This window comes from Archangium violaceum (assembly GCF_016859125.1).
GTDB classification, from domain to species: Bacteria; Myxococcota; Myxococcia; order Myxococcales; family Myxococcaceae; genus Archangium; species Archangium violaceum_A.
The window spans coordinates 4,491,673-4,517,448 of the sequence record NZ_CP069338.1; the positions used below are offsets into that span (position 1 = coordinate 4,491,673).

At 70.2% G+C, this 25,776-nt stretch carries 17 protein-coding genes; 13 read left to right on the forward strand and 4 right to left on the reverse strand.

Going from position 1 to position 25,776, the window contains the following annotated elements:
• Nucleotides 1-6: 6 nt before the first annotated feature.
• Complete coding sequence (locus tag JQX13_RS19395) at nucleotides 7-456, reverse strand: HIT family protein (RefSeq protein WP_203410444.1); 450 nt, start codon at nucleotides 454-456, stop codon at nucleotides 7-9.
• A 136-nt stretch (nucleotides 457-592) separates the two neighbouring features.
• Between JQX13_RS19395 and JQX13_RS19400 the strand changes: the two genes are divergently transcribed.
• The 5 genes from JQX13_RS19400 to JQX13_RS19420 all read left to right on the forward strand — a co-directional run bounded on the left by JQX13_RS19400 (nucleotide 593) and on the right by JQX13_RS19420 (nucleotide 9,949).
• On the forward strand, nucleotides 593-2,248 hold the full coding sequence (locus tag JQX13_RS19400; protein ID WP_203410445.1) for a carboxypeptidase-like regulatory domain-containing protein: 1,656 nt from the start codon (nucleotides 593-595) through the stop codon (nucleotides 2,246-2,248).
• A gap of 168 nt (nucleotides 2,249-2,416) precedes the next feature.
• Nucleotides 2,417-2,875, forward strand: a complete 459-nt coding sequence (locus JQX13_RS19405; RefSeq protein WP_239014902.1) for a response regulator — start codon at nucleotides 2,417-2,419, stop codon at nucleotides 2,873-2,875.
• Between the two features lie 38 nt (nucleotides 2,876-2,913).
• The gene (locus JQX13_RS19410; RefSeq protein ID WP_203410446.1) at nucleotides 2,914-6,726 is read left to right on the forward strand and encodes a bifunctional serine/threonine-protein kinase/formylglycine-generating enzyme family protein; all 3,813 of its coding nucleotides are present in this window, start codon (nucleotides 2,914-2,916) and stop codon (nucleotides 6,724-6,726) included.
• Between the two features lie 133 nt (nucleotides 6,727-6,859).
• Nucleotides 6,860-7,867, forward strand: coding sequence for an ADYC domain-containing protein (locus tag JQX13_RS19415; protein WP_203410447.1), 1,008 nt, complete (start codon nucleotides 6,860-6,862; stop codon nucleotides 7,865-7,867).
• A gap of 54 nt (nucleotides 7,868-7,921) precedes the next feature.
• Complete coding sequence (locus tag JQX13_RS19420) at nucleotides 7,922-9,949, forward strand: TonB-dependent receptor (protein WP_203410448.1); 2,028 nt, start codon at nucleotides 7,922-7,924, stop codon at nucleotides 9,947-9,949.
• Here the strand turns inward: JQX13_RS19420 and JQX13_RS19425 are convergent.
• The gene (locus JQX13_RS19425; protein WP_203410449.1) at nucleotides 9,877-11,508 is read right to left on the reverse strand and encodes a CehA/McbA family metallohydrolase; all 1,632 of its coding nucleotides are present in this window, start codon (nucleotides 11,506-11,508) and stop codon (nucleotides 9,877-9,879) included. The two genes, JQX13_RS19420 and JQX13_RS19425, sit on opposite strands and share 73 nt — an antisense overlap.
• A gap of 152 nt (nucleotides 11,509-11,660) precedes the next feature.
• On the opposite strand from JQX13_RS19425, the gene JQX13_RS19430 reads away from it, so the two are divergent.
• Both JQX13_RS19430 and JQX13_RS19435 read left to right on the forward strand, forming a co-directional pair.
• A complete protein-coding gene (locus JQX13_RS19430) occupies nucleotides 11,661-13,190 on the forward strand; it encodes an acyl--CoA ligase (protein ID WP_203410450.1) in 1,530 nt (509 codons plus the stop codon).
• Nucleotides 13,187-14,176 (forward strand): 2-dehydropantoate 2-reductase, encoded by a 990-nt coding sequence (locus JQX13_RS19435; RefSeq protein ID WP_203410451.1) that lies wholly within the window; start codon nucleotides 13,187-13,189, stop codon nucleotides 14,174-14,176. Before JQX13_RS19430 ends, JQX13_RS19435 begins: the two co-directional genes overlap by 4 nt.
• 17 nt (nucleotides 14,177-14,193) lie before the next feature.
• On the opposite strand, the gene JQX13_RS19440 is transcribed toward JQX13_RS19435, so the two are convergent.
• The gene (locus JQX13_RS19440) at nucleotides 14,194-15,693 is read right to left on the reverse strand and encodes a sensor histidine kinase (protein WP_203410452.1); all 1,500 of its coding nucleotides are present in this window, start codon (nucleotides 15,691-15,693) and stop codon (nucleotides 14,194-14,196) included.
• Nucleotides 15,690-16,358, reverse strand: coding sequence for a response regulator transcription factor (locus tag JQX13_RS19445; RefSeq protein WP_203410453.1), 669 nt, complete (start codon nucleotides 16,356-16,358; stop codon nucleotides 15,690-15,692). Before JQX13_RS19445 ends, JQX13_RS19440 begins: the two co-directional genes overlap by 4 nt.
• A gap of 211 nt (nucleotides 16,359-16,569) precedes the next feature.
• Between JQX13_RS19445 and JQX13_RS19450 the strand changes: the two genes are divergently transcribed.
• From JQX13_RS19450 to JQX13_RS19475, 6 genes are all read left to right on the forward strand, one after another.
• Nucleotides 16,570-17,805: an efflux RND transporter periplasmic adaptor subunit gene (locus JQX13_RS19450; RefSeq protein ID WP_275425006.1), complete on the forward strand. Its 1,236-nt coding sequence runs from the start codon at nucleotides 16,570-16,572 to the stop codon at nucleotides 17,803-17,805.
• Nucleotides 17,806-17,820: 15 nt separating this feature from the next.
• The gene (locus JQX13_RS19455; RefSeq protein WP_203410454.1) at nucleotides 17,821-20,991 is read left to right on the forward strand and encodes an efflux RND transporter permease subunit; all 3,171 of its coding nucleotides are present in this window, start codon (nucleotides 17,821-17,823) and stop codon (nucleotides 20,989-20,991) included.
• Nucleotides 20,992-21,032: 41 nt separating this feature from the next.
• Entirely contained in the window at nucleotides 21,033-22,757 is a 1,725-nt protein-coding gene (locus JQX13_RS55460; RefSeq protein WP_203410455.1) for a sensor histidine kinase, read from the forward strand.
• Between the two features lie 102 nt (nucleotides 22,758-22,859).
• Nucleotides 22,860-23,999: an oxygenase MpaB family protein gene (locus tag JQX13_RS19465; RefSeq protein ID WP_203410456.1), complete on the forward strand. Its 1,140-nt coding sequence runs from the start codon at nucleotides 22,860-22,862 to the stop codon at nucleotides 23,997-23,999.
• A 383-nt stretch (nucleotides 24,000-24,382) separates the two neighbouring features.
• Complete coding sequence (locus JQX13_RS19470) at nucleotides 24,383-25,015, forward strand: hypothetical protein (protein ID WP_203410457.1); 633 nt, start codon at nucleotides 24,383-24,385, stop codon at nucleotides 25,013-25,015.
• Between the two features lie 39 nt (nucleotides 25,016-25,054).
• A complete protein-coding gene (locus tag JQX13_RS19475) occupies nucleotides 25,055-25,666 on the forward strand; it encodes a hypothetical protein (protein WP_203410458.1) in 612 nt (203 codons plus the stop codon).
• Nucleotides 25,667-25,776 lie beyond the last annotated feature (110 nt).

Genomic DNA, 25,776 nt, shown 5'->3' on the forward strand with positions numbered 1-25,776 from the left:
GGAAAGTCACCGGGCCAGGGCTGAGGCCAATTGTCGCGCCGCGGCTTCCAGCTCGCCTGCCGGGCGCCAGTCCGCGGCCGTCGCGTCGAACGCTCCCCGGCCCCACAGCCGTTGGGGCGTGTCCCGGTAGCGTGGCACCAGGTGCAGGTGGAAATGCCGCAGCACGTCGCCAATGGCGAAGGCATAGGCGTGCTCCGCGCCGAGCACCTCGCGTTGGGCCCGCATCACCCTCGCGGCGAAGGGGCCCAGCTCCCGCGCCGCCTCCTCGTCCAGGTCGTACAGGGCACGCGCATGCCGCACACTGGTGAGCACCACCCAGCCGGGCAGGGGACTGGGCGAGGCCACGCCATGGAGCACCAACCCCGCCGAGCGGGCGAGCACTCCTCCCACGGGCTGGTGGCTCCCTCCCACCACGGCGCAGCCGAGGCAGGGCTCATTCACGTCCACGTCACTCATGGGGTGTCACGCTACCAGCGTACCTGGAAGAAGGGGTCTCCCGTTCTGTCCCCTTCTTGACGGAGGCGGTCCGGGTCGGAGACTGTCTCAGCGCCGCCACGCGCGGGCTGACACTCCAAGCATGCAAGGTGGAAAGATGAAGAAGCATTGGGCAGTCGTGCTGCCTCTCCTGGTCATCGGGTGCACGCCGGAGGACTCCGACGGAGACGGCATCGCCGACGGCGTGCGCGAGCCGGACTCCGTGTCGGTGGTGGCCCCGGCCAACCCCAAGGGCACCGTCTCCGGTCAGGTCCTCAACACCCGCATGGAGCCGCTCTCCGAGGCCTCGGTGGTGCTGACCATCGGGAGCGCGACGGCGGAGAAGCCCTTCTCCACCCAGACGGACGCCTCGGGCAACTTCATGCTCACGGGCGTGCCGGCCGGCTCCGACATCCTGGTGACCCTCAGCAAGGCGGGCTACGCCACCCTGCGCGCCACCGCGACGGTCCCCTCCACCGCGGGCAACATCCCCATCAACAACGGCAACGCCAACATCGGCGCCGTCGCCCTCGCCGAGACGAAGAGCTCCGTGAGCTTCTCGCTCGTCACGCCCTCGGGCCAGCCCGCTTCCGGCGCCCTGGCGTACCTCGAGGCCTCCCCCGCCGGCACCATCTCCTTCAATGGTGGCACGGCGGCGGCCGTGAGCTCGGTGGTGGTCTCCGCCAGGGCGGATGCGCTCGGCGTCGTCACCTTCGGCAACGTGCCCGCTCCGGCGGAGCTCGCGCGCATCGGTGGGGTGGGCGAGGCCTCGGGCGGCTACCACCTCTGGGTGGACCCGGTCGACGTGAACGAGGACGGCATCGTCGACTCCGCCGGCCATGACGAGAAGATCAGCGCCTCGGAGCTGCTGACGTACGGCGGCTCGCGGCTCATCCGCATGTCCGCGCCGCGCAACGATGGGGGGGGCGAGGCCTCGGGCTTCCAGCTGGTGGCCACCAACGTGCCCAGCCTCAACTACGTGAAGCTCGCGGATGGGGACCCGCTCAAGGCGCAGATGGAGCTGCAGAAGAAGCCGGTGCGCAACCTGGTCCGGCCCGGTCAGCCCGTCTACCTCGGCTTCAGCCAGCCGGTGATGAAGGACTCGCTGCTGGCCATCCTCACGGACGAGTTCGGCCGGGACTCCCTCAACCTCACCGTGACGCCGAACGCCACGGGGGATGTCTACACGCTCACGCCCCTGTCCTCGCAGCTTCGCGAGGGTCTGGAGTACAACCTCATCCTGCGCGCCACCTCGGCGTACGATGGCACCGTCAGGACCTGGAAGGGCTACTTCGTCAGCGGTGACCCGAAGACGCCGCGCTCCCTCCAGATTGCGACCGTCGGCTACAAGGATGGCTCCGCGGGCACCGAGGGGACGCTGGAGCCGGGCGAGTGCGTCATCCTCACCTTCAGCCAGGCGGTGATTCCTTCCGCCATCCTGCAGCTCGATGCCACCATCACCTCGGGGGATACGAGCAATTCCTTCAGGCTCGTGAAGGCCGATCAGCCCTCGAGCAGCGCCTGCGTCGGGGAGACGGCCTCGAAGTACCCCATCGACGTCACGAACTTCAACGAGGCCACGAGCCGCTTCGCCTTCACGTACGGCAGCCCCGCGTCGACGGTTCCGCCCATCGTCGTCGGCGCCGGCAACGTCAAGGTGAAGACGGACTTCGCGAAGTTCCAGTCGGTGGACCCCTCGGCCTACTTCGAGACGGCCTGGGGCGGACCCGTGCCCTGGACGACGAGCCTGGAATCGACGCTCACCAGGCTGTAGCGCTGAACCGCCTGGTTGTCCCAAGTCATCAACGCTGTGAGTGAAGTGTCCGGGCCCCGACACGTTTCGAGGGTCCGAGCCCCTCCGGACCCTGGCCGGGACGAGCACATCTCAGGGGGCGTGCATAGCATGGTGCGGCGTTCCCACTTTGTACGAGGGCCCCGCGCCATGACCATTCCGCTCACGCAAAGCCTCGAAATCAGAGCGAATGATGCCGCCGAGCCGGATGGTTCGGCCGACCGCACGCGTGTGCTCGTCGTCGACGACTTCGATGACGCCCGCGAGATGTACGCGGAGTACCTCGAATTCGTTGGCTTTCAGGTGGAGGTGGCCCGCAACGGCGTCGAGGCCGTGGAGAAGGCCCAGGGCGCCCCGCCGGACATCATCTTGATGGACCTGTCCCTGCCGGTGATGGATGGGTGGGAGGCCACCCGACGGCTCAAGCAGGACCAACGCACCCGGAACATTCCAGTGATGGCGCTCAGCGGCCATGTGCTGGCCGGCAACGCCGAGCAGGCGAGGCAGGCGGGCGCGGACGAGTTCGTCGCCAAACCCTGCCTGCCGCAGGACCTGGAGGACCGCATCCGCCGGATGCTCAAACCCAGCAAGCCCAAGGGCAGGCCCTAGCCGGACACCCCTTTCTCCTCGCTCCGTAGGCACGATCCGTGGGCCATCCGCCTGCATCCCGGTCCCATGTCGACGGGTGGACTCCACCCGAGGCATTCGACGAATACCGCCTGGTGCGCCTCATTGGCCGCGGGGCCACGGGACGCGTGTACCTGGCGCACGACACGCTGCTGGACAGGCCGGTGGCGGTGAAGTTCGTGCGCGCGCTGGGGGCCGGCGCGCTCACCCGCTTCCTCGTGGAGGCCCGGGCCGCGGCGCGCGTCCAGCACCCCAACGTCGTCACGCTCTACCGGGTGGGGCAGCTGGAGAACCACCCCTACCTCATCTCCGAGTTCGTCCGCGGCTCCTCGTTGGACGAGCTGCCCCGGCCGCTGCCGTGGGAGCGCGTGCTGGCGCTCGGCAGGGACCTGGCGCGAGGGCTGGGCGCCGCGCACCGGCGGGGCGTGCTCCACCGCGACATCAAGCCGGGCAATGCCCTGCTCACCGAGTCGGGGGAGGTGAAGCTGCTGGACTTCGGGCTGGCCAAGCTGATGGATCCGGGCACGCCCGTCCTGGAGGTGCCAGCGCCCCGGGAGCCCCGGGATGGCCCGCCCGCGTTGCCCGAGTTGGATCCAGAGGTCGTGGCGGGCTCGCTCGACGGAGTGGACCTGCCCTCGCTGCCGCACGGCATGCTGGTGGGCACGCCCTACTACATGTCCCCGGAGGCCTGGGCGGGCGAGGAGCTCACGACACGGAGCGACGTGTACTCGCTGGGGCTGGTGCTCTACGAGCTGTGCGCGGGCAAGGGACCCTTCCGGCACGTGTCCCTGCGCGAGCTCCCCCGGGTGATGGCCTCCGAGGACGCGCGGCCCCTGCGCGAGGCCGCCCCGGGCGTGGACGCGGACTTCGCGGCCGTGGTGGACCGGTGTCTGCGCCGCGACCCGGAGGAGCGCTTCGCCTCCGCGATGCCGCTGCTGGACGCGCTGGAGCAGCTGGCGCGCGACGAGTGGGCGGGCGCCGTGCCCGAGGGCAACCCCTACCGCGGGCTCCAGGCCTTCGAGGCCGAGCACCGCGCCCTCTTCTTCGGCCGGCGGCGCGAGCAGCGCGAGGTGGTGGAGCGGCTGCGCGCCGAGCCCTTCCTGCTCGTCGCCGGTGACTCCGGCGTGGGCAAGTCCTCGCTGTGTCTGGCGGGGGTATTGCCGCGGCTCGCCGAGGGGGCGCTGGAGGACGGGCGGCGCTGGCGTGGGGTGCGGCTGATCCCGGGCCGGCGCCCCGCCGCCGCGCTCGCCGCCGCGCTCGCTCCCGTGCTGGGCGCGGAAGAGGAGGGGCTCGCCGCCTCCCTGCGCGCGGACCCCACGGGACTCGCGCGCCGGCTGCGGGCCCACCTCCGCTCGGAGGAGGGGCTCGTCGTCTACGTGGATCAGCTGGAGGAGCTGGTGACGCTCGCGGGGGACGCGGAGGCCGCGCAGGCGGGGCTCGCGCTCGGGGGACTGGCCGAGGGCGTGTCCGGCGTGCGCCTGCTGGCCACGTGCCGCAGCGACTTCCTCACCCGGCTGACGGCGGTGCCGGGCCTGGGCGCTGCGGTGCCCGGGGCGCTCTACCTGCTGCGGGCGCTCGGCCCGGAGGAGATTCGCGAGGCCGTGGTGGGCCCGGCGCGGATGAAGGGCGTGCGCTTCGAGTCCGAGTCCCTGGTGGATGCGCTGGTGGGCTCGGCCGCCGGGGGCGGGTTGCCGCTGTTGCAGTTCGCGCTCGCCGAGCTGTGGGACGCGCGGGACGAGGGCACGGGCGTCATCACCCAGGCCTCGCTGGACGGACTGGGCGGAGTGGCGGGCGCGCTGGCGAAGCACGCGGACGAGGCCGTGGCCCGCCTGCTGCCGGATCAGCGGACCGTCGCGCGCGGTGTCCTGCTGCGCCTCATCACCGCGGAGGGCACCCGGGCGCGCAAGACGGACCGGGAGCTGGTGGGGGATGATCCGCGCCAACGCACGGTGCTGGAGGCCCTGGTGCGCGCGCGCCTGCTGGTGGCGCGGGAGGGGGAGGGGGGCACCTCCTATGAAGTGGCGCACGAGGCGCTGCTGAGCGGCTGGGGAACGCTGGCCCGCTGGCTGGCCGAGGCCGCCGAGCGCCGCGAGGTGCAGGCCCGGCTGGAGGCCGACTCCGCCCACTGGGAGCGCGTGGGCCATGTGCGGGACATGCTCTGGGGCCCGCGGCAACTGGCCGAGGCCTCGCTGCTCGAGACCGCCGAGCTCACCCGGCGCGAGCTGGCCTTCCTCGAGGCCTCGCGTCGCACGGTGGTGCGCAGCCGCCACCTGCGGCGGGCGCTCTGGGCGGCCTTCGTCCTCTCGCTGGCGCTCGTCTACGCGGGCGTGCGGATGCACGAGGAGGCGGAGCGGGACAAGGCGGTGCGTGGCTGGCTGGCCGAGGCCGCCACCGCGATGGACGAGGTACAGCGGGAGCGCGCCGCCTTCGCCGCGGCCCGCGAGGAGGCCCTCCGGCTCTACGACGCCGGCCGCAAGGAGGAGGGTGACTCGGCCTGGACGCGCACCGTCGCGGCGGAGACCGCGCTGCACCGCCGCCTGGACGAGGCGGGAGATCACCTGGAGCACGCGCTGGTGTTGGACCCCATGCGCCAGGATGTCCGGGACGCGCTGGCCGACTTCCTCCTCGAGCGCGCCCTGCATGCCGAGCAGGCGCTGGAGACCAGTGAGCTGCCGGCGCTGCTGCAGCGGTTGCGGCTGTACGACACGTCCGGGGAGCGCTGGCGGCGTTGGACCGCGCCCGCGCTCGTCACGCTCGAGCTCTCCGTGCCCGGCGCGACGCTGGAGCTGCGGCCCGTCACCAAGGACGTGGACGGCCGCGAGAGCATCGGCGCGCCGGTGCCGCTCGGGCCGGGGCCGTGGGTGGACGTGGAGGTGGCGCCAGGAGACTGGCGGCTGACGGTGCGGGCCCCGGGGTACGAGCCCGCGCTCATCCCGCTGCGCCTGGCCCGCGCGGAGCGCAGACGCCTGTCCCTGCCGCTGATCCGCGAGGGCGAGCTTCCCGCGGGCTTCGCCTACGTGCCGCCGGGGCGCGTGCTCTTCGGCAGCGCGGCGGATGCGAGCGTGCGCGGCTTCTTCAACGCCGTACCGCTGCACGCGAAGGAGACGGCCGGCTTCCTCATCTCCCAGCGCGAGACGACCTACGCGGAATGGTTGACCTTCGTGGAGTCGCTGTCCGCGGCGGAGCGCACTCGCCGCCTGCCGCGCACGAGCACGACCTACCACGGCATGCTCCGGCTGACGCGCGAGAGGAGCTCCTGGACCCTGCGCTTCCAGCCTGGAGGCGTGCCCTACACCGTCCGCGCCGGAGAGCTGCTGAACTACGCGAAGCGTGATCGCCGCGTCTCCCAGGACTGGATGCGCTTCCCCGTCACCGGCATCTCGTTCGAGGACGCGGAGGCCTACGCGGCGTGGTTGGACCGGACGGGCAGGGTTCCGGGCGCCCGGTTGTGCACCGAGCTGGAGTGGGAGCGGGCCGCGCGAGGTGAGGATGGGCGCGAGTTCCCCCACGGCGACGTGCTCGCCCCGGACGACGCCAACTTCGATCTCACCTACGGCAAGGAGCCAGGCGGCTTCGGCCCCGACGAGGTGGGGTCTCACCTGGCCTCCCGCAGTCCCTTCGGCGTGGACGACATGGTGGGCAACGCCTGGGAGTGGACGCGCTCGTCACTGGAGCCCGGTCGCGTGGTGGCACGGGGGGGCGCGTACTACTTCGCCGCCGCCTCGGCGCGACTGGCCAACCGCGAGCTGCCCGAGCGGACCCTGCGGGACATCACCGTGGGCATCCGCCTGTGCGCGGATCTGCCCTCCCGTACTCCGCCCTCGCGGGAGTGACCCCAAGGGATGCGCACGTGGGTGATTGCCTCGGACGGTGCAAGTGTCCGGTGCGGCATGTGTGGCTTGCCCGAGAAATGGCCCCTGCACACCGTCGCTCTTGACGGGGATGGTGTGCAGGAGGGGTAGGGACATGCGAGCGAGCGGGTGGTGCCGTGTCGTCGTGGCGGCAGTGGGCGTAGTGGCATGTGGTGGCGAGGCTCCGGTGTCGCAGGAGGAGCTGCTCGGGCAGTCGGAGGCTGCTCTCGGTGTGAGCAATGGGTCGAATCTGAACGGGTCCAACCTCAATGGCTCGAATCTCAATGGCTCGAACCTCAATGGAGACGAGCTCAATGGACAGGGGCTCGCTCGGATGCTGGTGTCCGTGAACTACGCGGGCGCGAGGTTGGAGCTGCCAGACGGAGCCGTGTGGAGGGAGGGGCGGTTCGAACGGGTGTGGCTGAAGGGCTCGGTCTTCCACGGTCGCTTCCGCGGGCGTCACTTCTCCGGGCTCGACTTCGAACAGGCTCGCTTCAAGGGCAACCTGGGCAACGGTGCACAGGTGGAGCTGCGTGTGGACTCCATCACGCCGGGCTCGGGCGAGAACCAGGACGTGTGGACGTACCGCGTGTCCTATCGCGAGCCGGCGGATGGACGGTGGTACCCCATCTGCCGGGACACGAGCGGGCAGCCCGCGGGCGCCATCGCCGTGGCGGGACGCTGGGACTACCGGCAGGGGCTGCCGGGCCAGGGCGGCGCCAAGTATGACGATCCGCGCACCTTCACCTTCGCCTGCGAGGGCGCGGCCATCGCGAAGTGCATCCACTTCGGCTACAAGCCGTGGGCGAGCGTCAACGGGGTGAGTCTGGCGGCGCACCATCAGGCGTGCACGCGCCTCATCCGCGCGGACTACTGCGGCGATGGCACCTCGCACACCGTGAATGGGCAGTGGGTGAACCTCTACGACGCGGTGGGCGTGCAGCGGGACACCGAGGGCTGGGCGGTGGAGGCGGAGTGGGACACCGAGGGCGCGCGCTGCTTCACGGACCACAACCGCGCCCACGCGCCGGTGTCGTGCCCGAGCACCCCGGTGCGGCAGACGCAGTGCGGCTCGGAGCGGTCCTTCTCCACCGGCACGCTGATCCAGAGCGAGACGCCGTAGCCACACGCGGGTTCTGGACGAGAGGGGGTCCGGAGAGGGAGAGTCGAACCCGAGATGCGTCCGACGCCAGGTGTCCTGCTTGTGCTCCTCGTGGGCGCCGTTTCCCGAGCCGAGGAGACGCCCACGACGAGCGGTGCCCCCCTCTCCTTCGAGTCTTCCGAGCTGCATGACCTGGCGGGCACGTGGGGTGAGCCGTTCCGCGCGCTGATGGTGATGCCCGGAGTGAGCCATATCGTCTCCGGCGCGAGCCTCCCGGTGGTGCGCGGGTCGGCCCCGTCCTCCACGGGCTTCTACCTGGACGGCGTGCGCGTGCCGCAGCTCTACCACCTGTGGGTCGGTCCCTCGACCGTGCACCCGGAGCTCGTCTCCGGGCTCGACTTCCACCGGGGTCCCGCTCCGGCCCGCTTCGGCCGGGAGCTGGGGGGCACCGTGGACGCCCGGCTCATCGCGCCGAGCACCGACACCGTTCGCGCGGTGGGCTCCATCGATCTCCTCGACGTGGGCGTGCTCACCCAGGTGCCCCTTCGCTCCACGGGGACCGAAGTCACGCTCGCCGGGCGCTTCGCCTATACGCCGTGGATCGCCGCCTCGGTCATCAATGGCCTGCGAGGCCCGTCGAGCCCGGACCTGGTGCTCGGCCTCCTCGACTACCAGGCGCGTGTCACGCAGCGCGTGGGCCAGGGCTCGCTGCGCCTGCTGGCCCTGGGCAGCTCGGATGACGCGGGCCTGAGCGGCACGGGCGACGTGGTGCGGCTGGGCACCGCCTTCCACCGCGTGGACCTGCGCCTCACGCATCCGCTGGGCGTGGGCGAGGTCGAGGCCGCCGTCACCTGGGGCCAGGATACCCTGGGCGCCAACGGAGGAGGAGAGGCCTCGCGCGTCACGGTGGGACTCTCCGAGCGCACACTCGGGGCGCGAATGGCGTGGCATGCCGCGCTCTCCCAGCGGCTCGCGGTGGAGGCGGGCGCGGACGTGGAGCGCCGGCTCACCCACGTGGACCAGTCCACCACCTTCCGTCCCGGTGAGGCCGGGGCTCCGGAGCGTCCCACCGTCACCACGAGCGTCGTCCAGTCTCTCGCCCGGGCGACGTTCACGGGGGCGTACGCGCAGGCCACGTGGACTCAGGGCATGTGGCGTGTCACCCCGGGCCTGCGCGTGGACGGCTACCTCCTGGCACCGGCGCTGAACCAGGTGGTCGTCGAGCCACGGCTGCACGCGCGGGCCGCGCTCTCGGAGACGGTGGCGCTGCGGCTGGGGGCGGGCCTGCTGCACCAGCCGCCGGCCCACCTGCTCGACGCGCCGGGCGTGGAGGCGGCGGCGGCGCGGTTGGGTCTGCAGCGGGCCTTCCAGGTCGAGGCGGGCGCGGACCTGCGAGGGCCGGCGGGCTTCACCTTCGGCGCGGACGTGTTCGTCCACCCGAGTGTGCGCACGGTGGAGTTGGACGTGCTGTCCTTCGACCTCCTCGCGGACGACCCGGCGGCACGAGGGCGGATGCGCACGGCGGAGGGGTACGGTTACGGCGTGGAGTTGATGGCGCGGCGCCCGCTGTCGGAGCGCTGGTCGCTGCTCGCCGCGTACACCTTCCAGCGGCGCACGTTGAACACGCGCGTGGAGCGGCGGGACGACACGGGCCAGGTGGTGGGGACGGAGACGGTGCCCCTGGCCTCCGCGCTCGAGCAGCGGCACGTGCTCAACGCGGCCGTCACCGTGAAGCTGCCGTGGGGCCTCACCGTGGGCACCACGCTGCACTACAACACCGGGGCGCCCGAGACGGGGAGCCTGCTCTTCTCCTCCACGCAGCGCGAGGGCGTGGATCCGGAGAAGGGGACGGCGCGCTGGGTGCCGGTGGACCGGGACCAGGTGGCGCGCCTGCCGGGCTACTTCCGGGTGGATGGCCGGGTGTCCAAGACGGGCACGCTGGGGCCGCTGACCTGGGAGGCGTGGTTGGACGTCTTCAACCTGTCGCTGACGAAGGAGGTGTTCCGCTACTCCTATGGGAGCGAGAAGGGTCAACTGGTGCGCAGGCCCTTCGGACTCCCCCCCGTGACACTTCCGTCGCTGGGCATCCGGGCGCGCTTCTGACCTCGCTTCCGCTCCCGCCCGCGCGCCAGCACGGCCAGCGCGAGCAGCCCCGCGCTCCAGCCCGGTGCCGAGTCGCAGCCACAGGCCCTCGGCTCGGTGACCTGGGGCACGGGTCCCGGGATGCCGCGCATGTCCGCGCCGCGGGCAATCCACAGGTGGCTGGTGACGGTGCGGGGATGGCCGTTCACCCATACCTCCACGCGGAAGCGATCCTCGCCGTGCTCGGGCGCGGTGACGTCCCGCTCCACCACGAAGTCCTCCGAGGTCACCTCCACGAGCGGCAGGCGCACGCCGTTGTGGATGAAGCGCACCTGGTGGCCCCTGGCACCGGTGACGCGGGCACTCAGCCGGGCGCTGCCCGCGAGCACCGTGTCTCCGGTGGGCGCCACGCTGCTCGTCAGCTCCACCATGGGATCATCCGGTCCCTGGAGCTTCACCACGGTGCGGCCTTCGCGAATGCCCTCCAGCAGCGCCGCCACGCTCAGCTCGCGCGCGTACACCAGGGTGGCGGGGTTGCCGATGGCGCTCTGCTTGAAGTCCAGGTCCACTCCGGCGCGGTGGTCGTCGCTGCCTCCGAGCGCCGCGGCGTGGTGCCCCTGCGCGAGGAGCCAATCCCAGTAGCCGATCGCGCCCTCGGAGAAGAAGCGCCCCAGCTTCTCCCACTCGGGGTTGGCCACCTCGACGGCATCCACGCCGCCCGGAGGAACGGCGTGTTGCCATGCGCAGCCGATGCACAGGTCGCCCACGTCATAGACGGGGTGGTTGATGGAGAAGAGCGCGCCCTGGCGATGAAAGGCGTCCACCGCTTCCTTCAGGGTGATGCCCTCGTTCACGCGTGGGGACACGTAGCCGGTGGCGCCAATCGCGTTCGCATGGCCCGCATAGGTGGTGTACTCGACACCCGGCACCAGCAGCAGACCGGGGAAGCGCGACTGGGCGGCCACGAGGAAGTCGCGCGTGGACGTGGTGTTGTGGTCGGTGAGCACGACGAAGTCGAGCCCATGGTCGCGCGCGTATGTCGCGACCTCCTCCAACGGGGGCCGGGCATCACCGCTCTCGCGCGAGTGCACGTGGAAGTCGCCCGTGTACCAGCGGGCCTGGGCGGAGAGCGCGCGGGCGGGGTGGTAGGGCTGGCGCTCGGGTTGGGGCGCGAGCGTGGCCTGCGTGCGCAGGTGCACCTCGATGCGATAGCGCGCGGGCGTCCTGCCAATCTTCGCCTTGCCCACCGTCACCCGCCAGGTGCCCGCGGGCAGGGGGCCGGCGAGGTAGGAGCGCGAGGCCGCCTGCTCGCCCACGATGGCGGGCTCCTCGTTGCCGCCGCCGTAGCCTCGGAAGCCGTTCGGATCCTCCAGCCCCCAGTCCAGGATGTTCTCGCTGGCGAGGTCGTCATGGCGGACCTCCAGTTCCACGGTGCCCGGAGGCACCTCGAAGGGGACGTCGAAGAAGCTGCCCTCGGAGGGCACCTCTCCCTCCAGCACCAGCGGGCCAGCCGCGAGGGCGCAGGTGGAGACGAGAAGGCAGGCGAGGAACGTGTTGGGGAACGAAAGAGGAGTGCGCACGGGGCCCGGAGCCTAAGCCAGGAGAAGACGGTCCTGTCAGGTGCTCCCCACGGACCTCCTCCGGCCGTACTTTTCTCCAACTTGTCCTACTGTCGGACAAGTTGCGGGAGGACGTATCGGAAATCCTCCAGCCGAGCCGAGGAGCGTCGAGCATGTACAGAGCGGACACGGTCGTTGGTCTCATCGAGCACGGTCGTGAGGACGACCGCGCGATCGGCGCGCCGGGGCGGCCCGGCCTGACCCATGGTGGCCTGCGGGCGCTCGCTCGGAGCACCGTCGCGGCGCTGAATGCACTGGGCATCGGATGTGGCGATCGGGTCGCCCTGGTGCTGCCCAACGGGCCGGAGATGGCGACGGCCTTCATTGCCTTCGCCTGCGGCGCCACCACCGCGCCGCTCAATCCCGCCTACCGGGCGGAGGAGCTCGAGTTCTACCTCTCGGACCTGAATGCCCGGGCGCTCGTCATCCTCGAGGGGATGGAGAGCCCGGCGCGCGCCGTTGCCGCAGCGCGAGGCATCCCGGTCATCGAGCTGGTTCCAGACTCGAGCGGGCCCGCCGGTCTCTTCTCCTTGAAACCGGAGCGGCCGTTCTCCGGCACGCCGGCACGGGCGGGCTTCGCCGGGGCCGAGGACGTGGCGCTCGTGCTCCACACCTCCGGGACGACGGCGCGGCCGAAGATCGTCCCCCTGCGCCACGTCAACGTCACGGCCTCCGCCTTCCACATCGGCCAGACGTTGGAGTTGGGGCGCGAGGACGTCTGCCTCAACATCATGCCGCTCTTCCACATCCACGGCCTCATCGCGGCGGTGCTGGCGAGCCTCGCGGCGGGTGGCGAGGTGGTATGCACGCCGGGCTTCAACGCGCTCAAGTTCTTCTCCTGGTTCGAGGAGATCCGGCCCACCTGGTACACGGCGGTGCCCACCATGCACCAGGCCATCCTCGGCCGGGCGGGCCGCAACGCCGGGCTCATCCGGGCCGGGCGGCTGCGCCTCATCCGCTCGTCCTCCGCGTCGCTGCCACCGCAGGTGATGCAGGAGCTCGAGCAGGTGTTCGGCGTGCCCGTCATCGAGAGCTACGGCATGACGGAGGCCTCGCACCAGATGGCCTCGAACCCGCTGCCGCCGAGGCCTCGTTACGCGGGCTCGGTGGGGATCGCCGCGGGGCCGGAGGTCGCCATCATGGACGAGGCCGGAAACCCGCTGCCTCCGGGCTCGCTCGGCGAGGTCGTCATCCGGGGCCGCAACGTCATGGCCGGCTACGAGAACAACCCCGAGGCCAACGCCAGGGCCTTCTCCAACGGCTGGTTCCGCACCGGGGACCAGGGCGTGCTCGACGAGGCCGGCTACCTGCGGCTCACCGGCCGGCTCAAGGAGATCATCAACCGGGGAGGCGAGAAGATCAGCCCGCTGGAGATCGACACGGTGCTGATGGACCACCCGGCGGTGCGGCAGGTGGTGACGTTCGCCATGCCGCACCCGAAGCTGGGCGAGGAGGTCGCCGCCGCCGTGGTGCTGCGCGAGGGCGCGAGCGCGGGAGAGCGGGAGCTCCAGGACTTCGTCTCCGCGCGCCTGGCCGACTTCAAGGTGCCGCGCAAAATCCTCTTCCTCCCGGAGATTCCCAAGGGAGCGACGGGCAAGTTGCAGCGCATCGGCCTCGCCGCGCGCCTGGGGCTCACGTCATGAGGATCGCGATCTTCGGAGCGGGAGCGATTGGCGGGTTCCTCGGCGTCCGGCTGCTCCAGGCGGGCGCGGACGTCACCTTCATCGCGCGCGGAGCCCACCTGGCCGCGATGCTCGAGAGGGGCGTTACCCTGCGCAGCGGCGGTGAGCGCGTCACCGTCCGGCCGCGTTGCACGGACGACCCGGCCGAGGCGGGGCCACAGGACTCCGTCCTCATCACGCTGAAGGCGCACTCCCTGCCAGCGGCGGCGGCGCAGATGCAGCCCCTGCTGGGCCCCGAGACGTCGCTCGTCACGGGCATCAACGGCGTGCCCTACTGGTACTTCCACGGCCTCGAGGGGCCCTTCCGCGACCGGCACGTGGAGAGCGTGGATCCGGGGGGGACGCTCTGGGAGACGCTGCATCCCTCGCGTGCCATCGGCGCGGTGCTCTACCCGGCGGCCGAGGTGATGGAGCCCGGCGTCATCGAGCACACCTACGGCGACCGCGTCACCCTGGGCGAACCCGATGGCAGCAGGAGCCCCCGCGTCGAGGCCCTGTCGAAGCTGTTCATCCAGGCGGGGCTGAAGTCACCGGTCCGCCCGCGCATCCGGGACGAAATCTGGGTCAAGCTCTGGGGCAACCTCGCCTTCAATCCGCTCTCGGCGCTCACGGGCGCGACGCTCGACCGGCTCGCGACCCAGGCGGACCTCCGGGCGGTGGCGCGCACCATGATGGTCGAGGCCCAGGCCGTCGCCGAGGCCCTGGGCGTGCGCTTCCCCATCGACGTGGACAAGCGGATTCAGGGCGCGGCGGAGGTCGGCGCGCACAAGACCTCCATGCTGCAGGACCTCGAGCGTGGCCGGCCGATGGAGATCGACGCGCTGCTGGGCGCGGTGGTGGAGCTCGGCCAGCTCGTGGGCAGGCCGATGCCCACGTGCGACATGGTGCTGGCGCTGGTGCGCGAGCGCGCGCGTCGGGCGGGCTGCTACCCGGCCGCCCATCCGTAACACACGCGGGTGGGTGCCTACGCGATGCCCACCATCTTGCTGCCTTCACCCTGAACGGAGCCGGGCGTCAGCGCGCCCAGGAAGTCCACCTGGAGCCCGCCGTACTCCGAGCGCCCCAGCTCCAACTTCCACCCGTGCAGCACCGTCACCTGCCAGGCGATGTTGAGGCCCAGGCCGTGCCCGTGGACTCCGCGCGTGCGTGCCGCGTCGCCCCGGACGCGCCGCTCGATGATGCGCGACAGCTCGCTCTCGGGGATGCCGGGTCCGTCGTCGAGCACCCGCAGGCGGAAGCCCTCTCCCGGCGTTCGCTCGAGCACGACGGCGACATGGCCCTCGCGCGAGTTGTAGCGCATGGCGTTGTAGATGATGTTGCTCACCGCCTGCTCGATGAGCGTGACGTCTCCCTCCACCACCACGGGCGGCTCCGGCACGGCGCACTCGAGCGCCACGCCGAGCTGCCGCGCGATGGGCCGGTGGCGGCTCATGCACCGCTCCACCAGGGCGTTGAGGTCCACTGACGCGCGCTGCAGGGCCGGCTCGCCCGCCTCCAGCCGGGCCGCGGCGCCCAGGTTGTGGATGAGCGCCGCCATGTAGTGGGACTCCTGGCTGGCCGCCGTGACGATCGCCGCGTCCACCGGCTCTCCCCGGGCCGCGCGTCGTTGCAGCTCGGCCAGGTGCCCCTGGAGCACCGTGAGGGGGATCATCACGTCGTGCGTGGTGTTCTCCAGGAAGGTGCGCAGCGTCTGCTCCCGCTTCTCCTTGAGGTCCATCTGCGCGTGCACCTCGCGCCCCGCCTCGTCGAAGGCGCGCGCCAGCTCGGAGATCTCATCGTTGCCGTGGACGGTGAGGGTCCCCTGGTAGGCGCTGCGGACGAAGGTCCGCACCTCGCCGGTGAGCTGGCGGAGGCGGCGCACCACCGGCCCGAGGGTGAGCAGCACTCCGGCCAGGGCGACGATCGTGGGCATCAGCCACATGTCGGCCGGGGGGAGCAGGCCCTTCAACATCCCCGTGTCGCGCGGCTCCCGTCTCTTGACGAGCACGAAGGCGCACGGCCCGGAGCCCCAGGGCATCCGGACCAGCACCTCGCTCGGGCCCATCGGGCCGTACGTGGCGGAGCGGCTGGCGATGTCCTCTCCCCGCCGCAGGGCCTCCACGAGCTTCGCGTCCAGGGGGGGAGCGGCGGGGTTGCGGGACGTGAAGTGGGCGTCGTAGGCGAAGAGCTGAACCTCCTGTTCCCGTTCCGGACGCGGTCCCGGGCGGTCCCCGCGAGGCGGTGGCGGAGGCCGCTCCCCCTTCCTCTCCGGAGGGGGAGGGGGACGGGGGGGTTGCCTGCTCCAGGTCTCTGGGGCGGCCTCACAGTGTTCTCGTTCGCCCGCCTGCAGGGTCGCGAGCGCATACTCGGCGAGGACCGCCTTGCGCGCGTTCACCTCGACGGTGTTGCGGAGCCCCGTCATGACCAGCGTGATGGGCAGCGCCATCGCCGCCGTCGTGAGCGCCAGCCGCATCCGGAGCCTCATGGCTCCTCTCCACCGAGCCGGTAGCCGATGCCCCACACCGTCTCGATGTACCTGCCAGGACCCAGCTTGCGCCGCAGCCGCGACACGTGCACGTCCAGCGTCCGCTCGGTGCCTTCGCGCTCTGGATCCAACACGTTCTCCACCAGCCACTGGCGTGTCACCGCGGCCCCTGGACGGCGGGCGAGCGCGGCCAGCAGGTCGAACTCCACGCGTGTCAGCTCCACCGGCTCGCCCTGGACACGCACCTCGCGGCTCTCGAGGTCCACGTGGAGCGCGCCGATCTCCACACCTCCCTGCCGCTGCATCGCCGGGCGTCGTAGCCGTGCGCGCACGCGCTCGACCAACTCCTCGGGCCAGAAGGGCTTGGTCATGTAGTCGTCGGCTCCCAGCTTCAGCGCCCGCACCTTGTCCGCGGTGTCATTGCGCGCGCTGAGGATGAGCACCGGCACGTCCGATCCGTCACGCATCCGCCGCAGCATGTCCATCCCATGAGTTCCCGGGAGCATCAGGTCCAGGATGACGAGCCGGTAGGCCGCCACGTCCCCGGATTGCAGGGGTCGGCCCTCGGTCCACCACGTGGGCTCGAAGCCCGCGCGGCCGAGGCAGTCGACGATTTGAGCTCCCAACTGAGGGTCGTCTTCGATGAGCAGAATGCGCTCGGCCATGTGTGTCCGTCCTCTCCTCGTTCATGTCGCGTCGTACGGGACGGGTCGTAAGAGAATCTTAAGACCTGTACTGGCCCGGACGCCGGGCGAGCGAACGAGGCGGCGGGTCGCTCCAAGCAGGCAGGCGTCCAGGGGGGCGAGGTGTGACTCCGGGTGCACCCGGGGTGCTTCGTGCACATCTCCACACGGCGTTTTCAGGAGGTGGAGAGGCGTGAACGAGAGCACGGTACGCCGGGGCGAGAGATGGGTTCCCGGGGGTGGGGCGGGCATGTGCCGGGCCCTCGTGTTGCTGGGCCTGCTGGTGTTTTCGGGCTGCGACCGGGGCGGTCCGGAGGTGCCCCCGGCCCAGGGACAGCAGGCCCAGGGACAACAGGCCCCGGTGGTGCTCGGGCCGGAGGACGTGGTGCGCGTGGAGCAGCGGCGGTTGCGGAACGGGCCCGTCCTCTCCGGAACACTCCAGGCCCGGCGCGCCGCCTCCATGCGGGCCGAGGTCCAGGGCTCCATCCTGGAGATGGCCGTCGAGCAGGGCCAGGAGGTGAAGAAGGGGCAGCTCCTCGCGCGCATCGAGGACACCTCGCTGCGGGACCAGGTCCTCGCCGCGCGCACCGCGGTGCGGGTGGCTCGCAACGCCGTGCAGGTGGCCCGGGCCGATGAGGAGCGCAACCGCACGCTGGCCAACGCGGGGGTCATCACCCAGCGCGACCTGGAGCGGGCGGTGCTCTCGCGCCAGCAGGCGCAGGCGCAACTCTCCGAGGCCGAGGCCCGGCTCGCGATCGCGAACCAGCAACTGGGCCGCACCCGCATCGTCGCCCCCTTCGACGGGGTGGTGAGTGAGCGCCGGGCCAGCGCGGGTGACATCGTCCAGCCGGGCACGGCGCTCTACACCGTCATCGACCCCACCAGCATGCGGCTGGAGGCCTCCGTTCCCGCCTCGCAACTGGAGCTGCTGAAGCCCGGCGCGCGCGTGGACTTCAATGTCGGAGGCTTCGGGGACCGTACCTTCGCGGGAGAGATCGAGCGCATCAACCCCGCGGTGGATCCCGCCACGGGCCAGGTGCGCCTCTACGTCACGCTGCCCAACACCGAGCAGACGCTGCTCACCGGGCTCTTCGCCGAGGGCCGGGTCTCGGCGGTGCAGCGCGAGGTGGCCGCCGTGCCCACGTCCGCGGTGAGCCTCCGCGCCGAGCCGCCCACGGTGATGCGCGTGAAGGACGGGCGCGTGGAGCAGGTACCGGTGACGGTCGGCATGACGGACGAGCTGGCGCGAATGGTGGAGTTGCGCTCCGGCGTGCAGGTGGGAGACGTGCTGCTGAGGGGCTCGGCGCAGGAGTTGGCCGAGGGCACGCCGGTGCAGGTGAGGGTCCCCGAGCAGCAGCCGCAGGAGTCCGAGCCGGGCGTGGGCGGTGGAGGCACCGCGCAGGAGCCCCAGCAACTCACGCCTCGCTGAGCGGAGAGCCTTGCCGTGTTCATTTCCAATTTCGCCATCAAGAAGCCCATCGTCACCATCACCGTCATGCTGGCGCTCGTGGTGTTCGGCGTGGTGGCGCTGATGGTGTTGCAGACGGATGAGTTCCCGGAGGTCCAGCCTCCCGTCATCAACGTCACCATCGCCTACCCGGGCGCCTCGCCCGACGTGGTCGAGCGGGAGATCATCGAGCCCATCGAGGACGCCATCTTCAGCATCAGCGGGGTGGACGCAGATCAGACCACCTCCAGTGCCATCGACGGGCTGGCGCAGTTCACCATCTTCTTCGACTTCGAAAAGGACCTGCAGCAGGCCTCGCAGGACGTGCGCGACGCCATCTCCAGCAAGCGCGCGGACCTGCCGCTGGAGATGGAGGAGCCCGTCCTCACGCGTTTCGATCCGGCGGACCTGCCCATCGTCTCGCTGGCCATCACCTCGGACACGCTGAAGGCCACGGAGCTCACCCGCATCGCGGACCCGGGCATCGTGGGCGAGCTGCGCTCCATTCCCGGCGTGGCGCAGGCCTCGGTGGTGGGAGGTATCGAGCGGGAGATGTCGGTGCTCGTGCGGCCGGAGGCGTTGCAGGCCGCGGGGTTGAGCATCGCGCAGGTGGTGCAGGCGCTGCAGGCGCAGAACCTCGCCGCCCCGGTGGGCCGGTTGGACGGGCCGCTGGAGGAGACCACCATCCGCCTCAAGGGCCGGCTGGAGACGCCCGAGGACTTCGCCCGCGTCGTCATCGCGGAGCGGGGGGGCCAGCCCATCCGGCTCGGCCAGGTGGCCAACGTGGTGGACGGCATCGAGGAGCCGCGCACCCTGGCCCTCTATGACGGCCGCGAGGCGGTGGGCATCGACGTCATCAAGGCCCAGGAATACAGCACCACCCAGGTGGCCGATGCCATCCGCGAGCGGGTGACCGAGCTCCAGCCCCGGCTCCCTCCGGGCGTGAAGATGGAGATCGTCCGTGACGCGGGCGTCCGGGTGGAGAGCGCCGTGGAGAACGTGCAGTCCACGCTCCTGGAGGGCGCGCTGCTCACCGTGTTGACGGTGTTCCTCTTCCTCAACTCGTGGCGCTCCACGGTGATTACCGGCCTGGCTCTGCCGGTGAGCGTGCTGGCCTCCTTCATCAGCGTGTGGGCGTTCGGCTTCACGCTCAACACCATGTCGCTGATGGGTCTGTCGCTGGCCATCGGCATCCTCATCGACGACGCCATCGTGGTGCGCGAGAACATCGTGCGCCACATCGAGATGGGGAAGGACCACTACACGGCCTCGCGCGAGGGCACGAGCGAGATTGGCCTCGCGGTGGCGGCGACGACGTTCTCCATCGTGGCGGTGTTCGTGCCGGTGGCCTTCATGTACGGGGTGGCCGGGCAGTGGTTCAAGCCCTTCGCCCTGACCATCGCGTGCTCGGTGTTGGTGTCGCTCTTCGTGAGCTTCTCGTTGGACCCGATGCTGTCGGCGTACTGGCCGGACCCGGCGGTGGAGAAGGGGGCTCGCAAGGGTCCCATCTCGCGGGTGCTCCTGCACTTCAACCACTGGTTCGACCGGCAGGCGGACCGCTACAAGGGCGTCATCGCCTGGGCGTTGGATCACCGGCTGGTCATGGTGCTGGTGGCGGTGGGCTCGCTGGTGGGAGCGCTGGTGCTGCAGGGCCTCTTCGGAGGCGCGGGCTTCGCTCCGGTGAGTGACCGCGCCGAGCTGGAGTTGCAGGTGGAGACGCCCGCGGGCTCCAGCCTCGACTACACGCGGCGCAAGGTGGAGGAGGTGGCCCGCATCGCGCGCGGCCACCCGGAGGTGGCGTACACCTTCTCCACCATTGGCACGGCCCAGGCGCTGCGCGCTCCGGGCGTGGACCAGGCGCAGGTGTACGTGCGGCTCAAGCCCAAGCACGAGCGCGACGTGAGCCAGGAGGTGCTTGGCACCACGCTGCGCCAGGAGCTCTCTCGCGTGGCCGGGGCGAACGTGTCCGTGTTCACCAGCGGCTTTGGCGGGGCCTCCAAGCAGATTCAGCTGGAGCTACGTGGGCCGGACGCACGGGAGCTATCGCGGCTGGCCGAGCAGGTGCGTCAGCAGCTGGCGCAGGTGCCGGGCGCGGTGGACGTGGGCCTGTCCACGCGTGGAGAGAAGCCGGAGGTGGAGGTCGAGGTGGACCGTGGCGTGGCGGGCCGGCTCAACGTGACGGTGGCGCAGGTGGCGCAGTCGCTGCGCGCGGCCTTCGCGGGGGTGGACTCGGGTGACTGGGTGGACCCCTCGGGCGAGACGCGGGACGTGATGGTGCGGCTGATCCCCGAGGCGCGCACACGTCCGGGGGACCTGGCGCAGCTGCCGCTGGTGGCGGGCGCGGCACCGGGCGGCACGGGCACACCGGCGCTCGTCCCGCTGGGGCAGGTGGCGCGCATCCGCGAGACGGTGGGCCCCGCTCAAATCAATCACCTCAACCGCGAGAGGGTCATCAGCGTCCAGGCCAACGTGCAGGGCCGCTCGCTGTCGGAGGTGATGACGGACATCCGGGCGCGGGTGGAGAAGGTGCGGCTGCCGCCGGGCTACGTGTTGGATGAGGGCGGCGAGGCCCGCGATCAGGCCGAGGTGTTCGGCCGCATCTTCCTGGCGCTCGGGATGGCGGTGCTGCTGATGTACCTCATCCTGGTCATCCAGTTCGGCTCGTTCCTGGATCCACTGGCCATCCTCGTCTCGTTGCCGCTGTCACTCATCGGCGTGGTGCTGGCGCTGTTGGCGACGGGGGACACGCTCAACATCATGAGCCTCATCGGCGTCATCCTGCTGATGGGCATCGTCGCCAAGAACGCCATCCTGCTCATCGACTTCGCCAAGTGGTCGCACAAGGAGGGCATGCCCATGCGGGAGGCGCTCATCGAGGCGGGGCGCACGCGCCTGCGGCCCATCATGATGACGACGTTCGCCATCATCGCTGGCATGGTGCCGGTGGCGCTGGGCACGGGCGAGGGCGGTGACTTCCGGGCCCCCCTGGGCCGCGCCGTCATCGGTGGCGTCATCACCTCCACGTTGCTGACGTTGTTGGTGATTCCGACGGTGTATGAGATCCTCCACGACTTCCGCACCTGGGCCATGAGGAAGCTCCGGCGGATGGGGAGGCATGAGGGGCGTGAGCCCCTGCACGGTCCGCCCCAGGCACGTCCTGGGGCCTGAGGGCGCGCCAGGGCGGCACGGCCCCGGAGGGAGGACGAGCCATGGAAGTGACCATCCATGAGCGGTTGTGCCGGGTCCTCCGGAGGCTCGCGTCCATCGAGGGCGGGCTCGTCCTGCTGGTGGGGCTGGTGGTCATCGTCGCCTGGGTGTTCGGCCTCGACTCGCTCAAGGGGTTGCGGCCGGGCCTGCCCACGATGAATGTCAACACGGCCCTGTGCTTCATGCTCTCCGGCATCGCGCTGGTGCTGGCGAGCATCCCCCACGCCAGCCCCTTCAAGCGTCGGGCCGCGCAGGTGGGCGCGGGGCTCGTCGCCCTCCTGGGTGGACTGACGCTCCTCCAGTACGTCCTCGACGTGGACCTGGGTATCGACCAGCTCCTCGTGAGGGACCCCGGCCAGGACATGGAGCTTGGCTATCCGGGGCGGATGGCTCCCAATACGGCCCTCTGCTTCGTCCTGCTCGGGATGGCACTCCTGTGCATCGAGGTGAAGACGCGGATGGTGGGCTGGCCCTCGCAGTATCTCGCTGCCCTCTCGGGCGTCATCGCGCTGGTGGGCTTCGTGGGCTACCTCTATGGGCTGGAGGAGTTCACCGGCATCAGCCGCTATGCGCGGATGGCGGTGCACACCACGGTGTGTCTGCTGCTGCTGTCCCTGGGCGTCTTCCACTGCCGCCCGGACCGGGGCCTGATGAGCATCGTCACCCAATCGGGCCTGGGCAGTGTGCTCTCGCGCTGGTTGCTGCCGCCAGCGCTCGTCCTCCCCACCCTCCTGGTCGGCCTGGTGCTCGTGGGCTACCGCTCCGAGGCCTACTCGTTGCCCTTCGCCCTGGCGCTCATCGCCACGGGGCTCGTCGTCGTCTTCACCGCGCTGGTGTGGGGGGCCGCGTTCGCGCTGGACCGCGTGGAGGCCCGGCGCCTGAGCATCGAGGCGGAGCGGATCCAACTCATGGCCCGGGAGCAGGCCGCGCGCGCCGAGGCGGAAGCCCAGCAACGCGAGCGCTCGCGGGCCGAGGCCGCCGAGCGCGAGGCCCAGCAGGCCGTCCGCACCCGCGAGGAGGTGCTGGCCGTGGTGAGCCACGACCTGAAGAACCCGCTGGGCAGCATCTCGTTGAGCATCCAGCTGCTGCGGCGGCTCCTGCCTCCGGGTGAGCAGGGCGAGCGGATGCTCAAACACACCCTTACCATCGAGCGCTCGGTGGAGCGGATGGATCGCCTCATCCAGGATCTGCTCGACATGGCCAGCCTCCAGGCGGGCCGGCTGAAGCTGGACCTGCGGCGCCATGCCGTGGACGAGCTGCTGCGCGAGGGCCTGTCGCTGCTCGAGCCGCTGGCCATCCAGAAGGGGATTGCCCTGCACACGCAACCGCCCCGGGAGCACGTCCAGGTGCGCTGCGATCGGGACCGCGTCTTCCAGGTGCTCTCCAACCTGGTGGGGAACGCGCTCAAGTTCACCCCCGAGGGGGGGATGGTGACGGTGGAGGCGGTGCTCGAGGAGTCCTTCGTGCGCTTCCTGGTGCGCGACACCGGCCCGGGCATCCCCCCGGAGGCGTTGCCCCACCTCTTCGAGCCCTTCTGGCAGGTGGAGGGGACGGGAAAGAAGGGAACGGGGCTCGGCCTCTCCATCAGCCGGGGATTCGTGGAGGCCCATGGAGGCGGCCTGTGGGTGGAGAGCGAGGAGGGGCGGGGCAGCACCTTCTGCTTCACCCTGCCCCGGGCTTCACTCCTGGTGGAGCACGAGCGGCCCCCCGAGCCCCCGGTCCATTGAAGGGCGGGCGAGCATCCGATATCGAACAGTCCGTGGGGGTGTGACACACTGCGGCCGCCCTTCGCGGTAGCGGGGGCGGAGCCATAGCGGGGGACAAGCCCAATGACGGACATGCGCTGGACGAACGAGTTCCTGGATTCCATGCGCGAGCAGAGCGATGCGCCGGCCGACGAGGCGGTGCGGAGCCTCTTCGCGCAGGGCATGGTGGGGTCGGCCAACGAGCTGATGAAGCAGCTGGTGGCCAAGGAGTCGGTGTCGGCGGATCAGCTCCCCGCGCCTTTGCGCGGGTACTTCGAGCAGAGCGCGCGGATGCCCTCGTGGGCGGACCCGGAGCTCATCCGCGAGGGCCAGGCGGTGTTCAGCCGGTGCGGCTCGCTGTCGGTGTTGGCGCTCGTCTGCGCGTCGCTGCCCACGTGCTACGCGGGGGCCGAGGGCGTGCAGGTGCTGCACCTCACCGCGCGTCTGCAGACGGACACCAAGCGCCGCATCGTGGAGACGGCGCAGATGGTGGTGGACGTGATGTCGCCGGGAGGCCTGGAGCCGGACGGCTGGGGCATCCGGGACGCGCAGAAGGTGCGCCTCATGCACGCCGCCGTGCGCTACCTCATCCACCAGAGCGGCCAGTGGAAGCCCGAGTGGGGCCAGCCCATCAACCAGGAGGACATGGCCGGCACGCTGGTGACGTTCTCGGTGGTGACCATCCGCGCGCTGGCGAAGCTGGGCTACACGCTCGATCCGCGCGAGGCGCAGGCCTACTACCACGCGTGGCGGGTGGTGGGTTACATCATGGGCGTGGACGAGCGCCTGCTGCCGGAGAAGTACGAGGACGGCGCGCGCCTGGCGGATACCATCTTCGGGCGCGTCTTCTGTAGCAGCGAGGAGGGCCGGGCGATGACGCGCGCGCTCATCGAGCTCATCGAGCACATCATCCCCGGCAACATCTTCGATGGCCTGGGCCGCACGCTCATCCGCCACCTGGTGGGGGACTCCACGGCGGAGCTGATCGCCGTGCCTCCATCGGACTGGACGAAGTCCCTGATGAAGCCCCTGCAGCTGTTGGGCTGGGTGATGGACGAGGGTGACGAGCAGAACGTGGTGAACGCGAAGCTCTGCGAGCTGTTCGGGCGCAAGTTGATGGAGGGCATCGTCTGGGTGCACCGTGGCCCCGAGCGTCCGCCCTTCCGTATCCCCGAGGCGCTGCGCGAGTCCTGGAACGTGCGCGGCCGCGAGCAGCAGCTCTGAGGGCGGGCCCCGGGCTACGGATGCACTGGCGAGCCACGGCTCGTTCGAATCAAGTGACCACCTGCCCCCCAGCAACCTGTGCATCTGGGGGGCTGGCGGTCGTGGAGGCTCGGCCGAACGCGGCACGTGGGAAGAGTCAAGAGAAGAGGGCGAGGCGTGAAGACTTTCCCTTGATGGACATACCTGGCATGTCACCCCTCTGAGGGTTTCCGCCAGAGTGGGGTGGCTCGGAGTTGCGAGCGGGACTCCCTCGAGCCGTTCACTCTTCATTTCCTTGTCTTCGAAGAGAACGTTCGTGATCCACCCCATGGCCGCCCCTTGAATGGGCACCCAACCACGCGAAGCGCCCTCCGGCTGGTGACTTGCTCGGACAGAGGCCCGGTTTGAAAATTCAACAGGTGCTGATGTGCGGAGTCATTCTCATCGCATGTGCTCACGAGAGCATTCGAGAAGACGCCGCTGCGGGTGCATATGCACCTGAAGAGGGGGGGCGAATCAAGGGAGGGAGCAGTGCGGCTTTTCGCATCAAAGCCCTGATTGGGAGCGGCCAGTACGCGGAGGCAGAAGCGCTGATAGCTGAGTCCATTGCTTCGGGTCTGCTGACGAGGGCCGCTGGAGAGGAGCTTGGGAAGAAGCTCTGGAAGGCCAATGATGAGCGTGAAGATAAGGGGCGGGACTCTGAACCCAGACGGCCACCTCCGTACGTGAAGAAAAGTGAAGAGGAGACATGTTCCTCTCGCTTTCCCCACCTCGAGATGTGCGCCGCCCTGCCTGATGGGTATTCATATCACAGCGAGCAGCAGGCGCTGAATGCCATGAAGAAAGAATTGAATCAGAAGAACTTGAGTCTTCACGGGGCGGCAGTTGCAACCAGGGGGCCGTGCGCGGATGTCGGAACTCACGTCAACGTTCGTATGGATGGAAAAAGGGTGGGATCGATTGTTTGCTGCCCTTGCTGTGTGGGTAATGCGGATGTGGGACCTGTTGAATGGACGAAATGCAGGATTGTTTGGTAGCTGCGAGAAGGACGTATGCTGCCTGGAGGTGTGGGGCGTATGAGTCAGTCGGACTCTCGGGATGTGGACGTTGTCGCCCTACGACACGCGGGGGAGGTGGTGGACTCCAATGCCTGTCAGGACGCGACGAAGAGTCTGCTGCTCCGCATACCGGCGCATCAGGCATTGGAGTTGACTCAACGGCAGGTGGCTTCCCGATGGTCATTGTTCGAGCGCCATCAGCCAGGAGTGACGTGGCCACTCGAGTTCATCGAGGACTCGGCGAGGATTGGCATGAAGGACGGCCTGGTGTGGCCCGATGACGATGACTTCACAGGACCCGGCGCGAACAACTTCATCCGTGCCGTGAAGCATCTCTGGGATGCCAGTCGTATCTTGGATGACGATGAGGAGCGAGTCACTGCACTGGTGGACTCCATCGCGAATGTCATCATGGCGGAGCGGCTGGAGACATGGGGAGCCCGGCATCTTGAGCAGTGGAGTCGTTGGTATCAGGTGCGGATGGAGGGCAAGAGGAGGGTGGAGAGCCAGAGGTTGCAGCGGGAGATGGTGCTCGGGACGGAGAGCGTGGATGTGGGACGCAGGGCGTGGCTGGAGTTGGCCGACGTGTTGGAGAAAGCGTTGCTCCACCCAGGGGCAATGCCTCCTTGAGCGGGATGGGGCAGACCGCCAACGCTGAACGTCCGGGTCCCGCTCGCGTCCCATGGCTTGAGGGTGAAGCGCCTCCGGGCCTGCTCTTCCGTCAGCTCTGCCTCCACCAT

Coding starts and splice junctions, on each gene's coding strand:
- JQX13_RS19395 (WP_203410444.1), bottom strand. CDS start 456: ATGAGTGACGTGGACGTGAATGAGCCCTGCCTCGGCTGCGCCGTGGTG.
- JQX13_RS19400 (WP_203410445.1), top strand. CDS start 593: ATGAAGAAGCATTGGGCAGTCGTGCTGCCTCTCCTGGTCATCGGGTGC.
- JQX13_RS19405 (WP_239014902.1), top strand. CDS start 2,417: ATGACCATTCCGCTCACGCAAAGCCTCGAAATCAGAGCGAATGATGCC.
- JQX13_RS19415 (WP_203410447.1), top strand. CDS start 6,860: ATGCGAGCGAGCGGGTGGTGCCGTGTCGTCGTGGCGGCAGTGGGCGTA.
- JQX13_RS19420 (WP_203410448.1), top strand. CDS start 7,922: ATGCGTCCGACGCCAGGTGTCCTGCTTGTGCTCCTCGTGGGCGCCGTT.
- JQX13_RS19430 (WP_203410450.1), top strand. CDS start 11,661: ATGTACAGAGCGGACACGGTCGTTGGTCTCATCGAGCACGGTCGTGAG.
- JQX13_RS19435 (WP_203410451.1), top strand. CDS start 13,187: ATGAGGATCGCGATCTTCGGAGCGGGAGCGATTGGCGGGTTCCTCGGC.
- JQX13_RS19440 (WP_203410452.1), bottom strand. CDS start 15,693: ATGAGGCTCCGGATGCGGCTGGCGCTCACGACGGCGGCGATGGCGCTG.
- JQX13_RS19445 (WP_203410453.1), bottom strand. CDS start 16,358: ATGGCCGAGCGCATTCTGCTCATCGAAGACGACCCTCAGTTGGGAGCT.
- JQX13_RS55460 (WP_203410455.1), top strand. CDS start 21,033: ATGGAAGTGACCATCCATGAGCGGTTGTGCCGGGTCCTCCGGAGGCTC.
- JQX13_RS19465 (WP_203410456.1), top strand. CDS start 22,860: ATGACGGACATGCGCTGGACGAACGAGTTCCTGGATTCCATGCGCGAG.
- JQX13_RS19475 (WP_203410458.1), top strand. CDS start 25,055: ATGAGTCAGTCGGACTCTCGGGATGTGGACGTTGTCGCCCTACGACAC.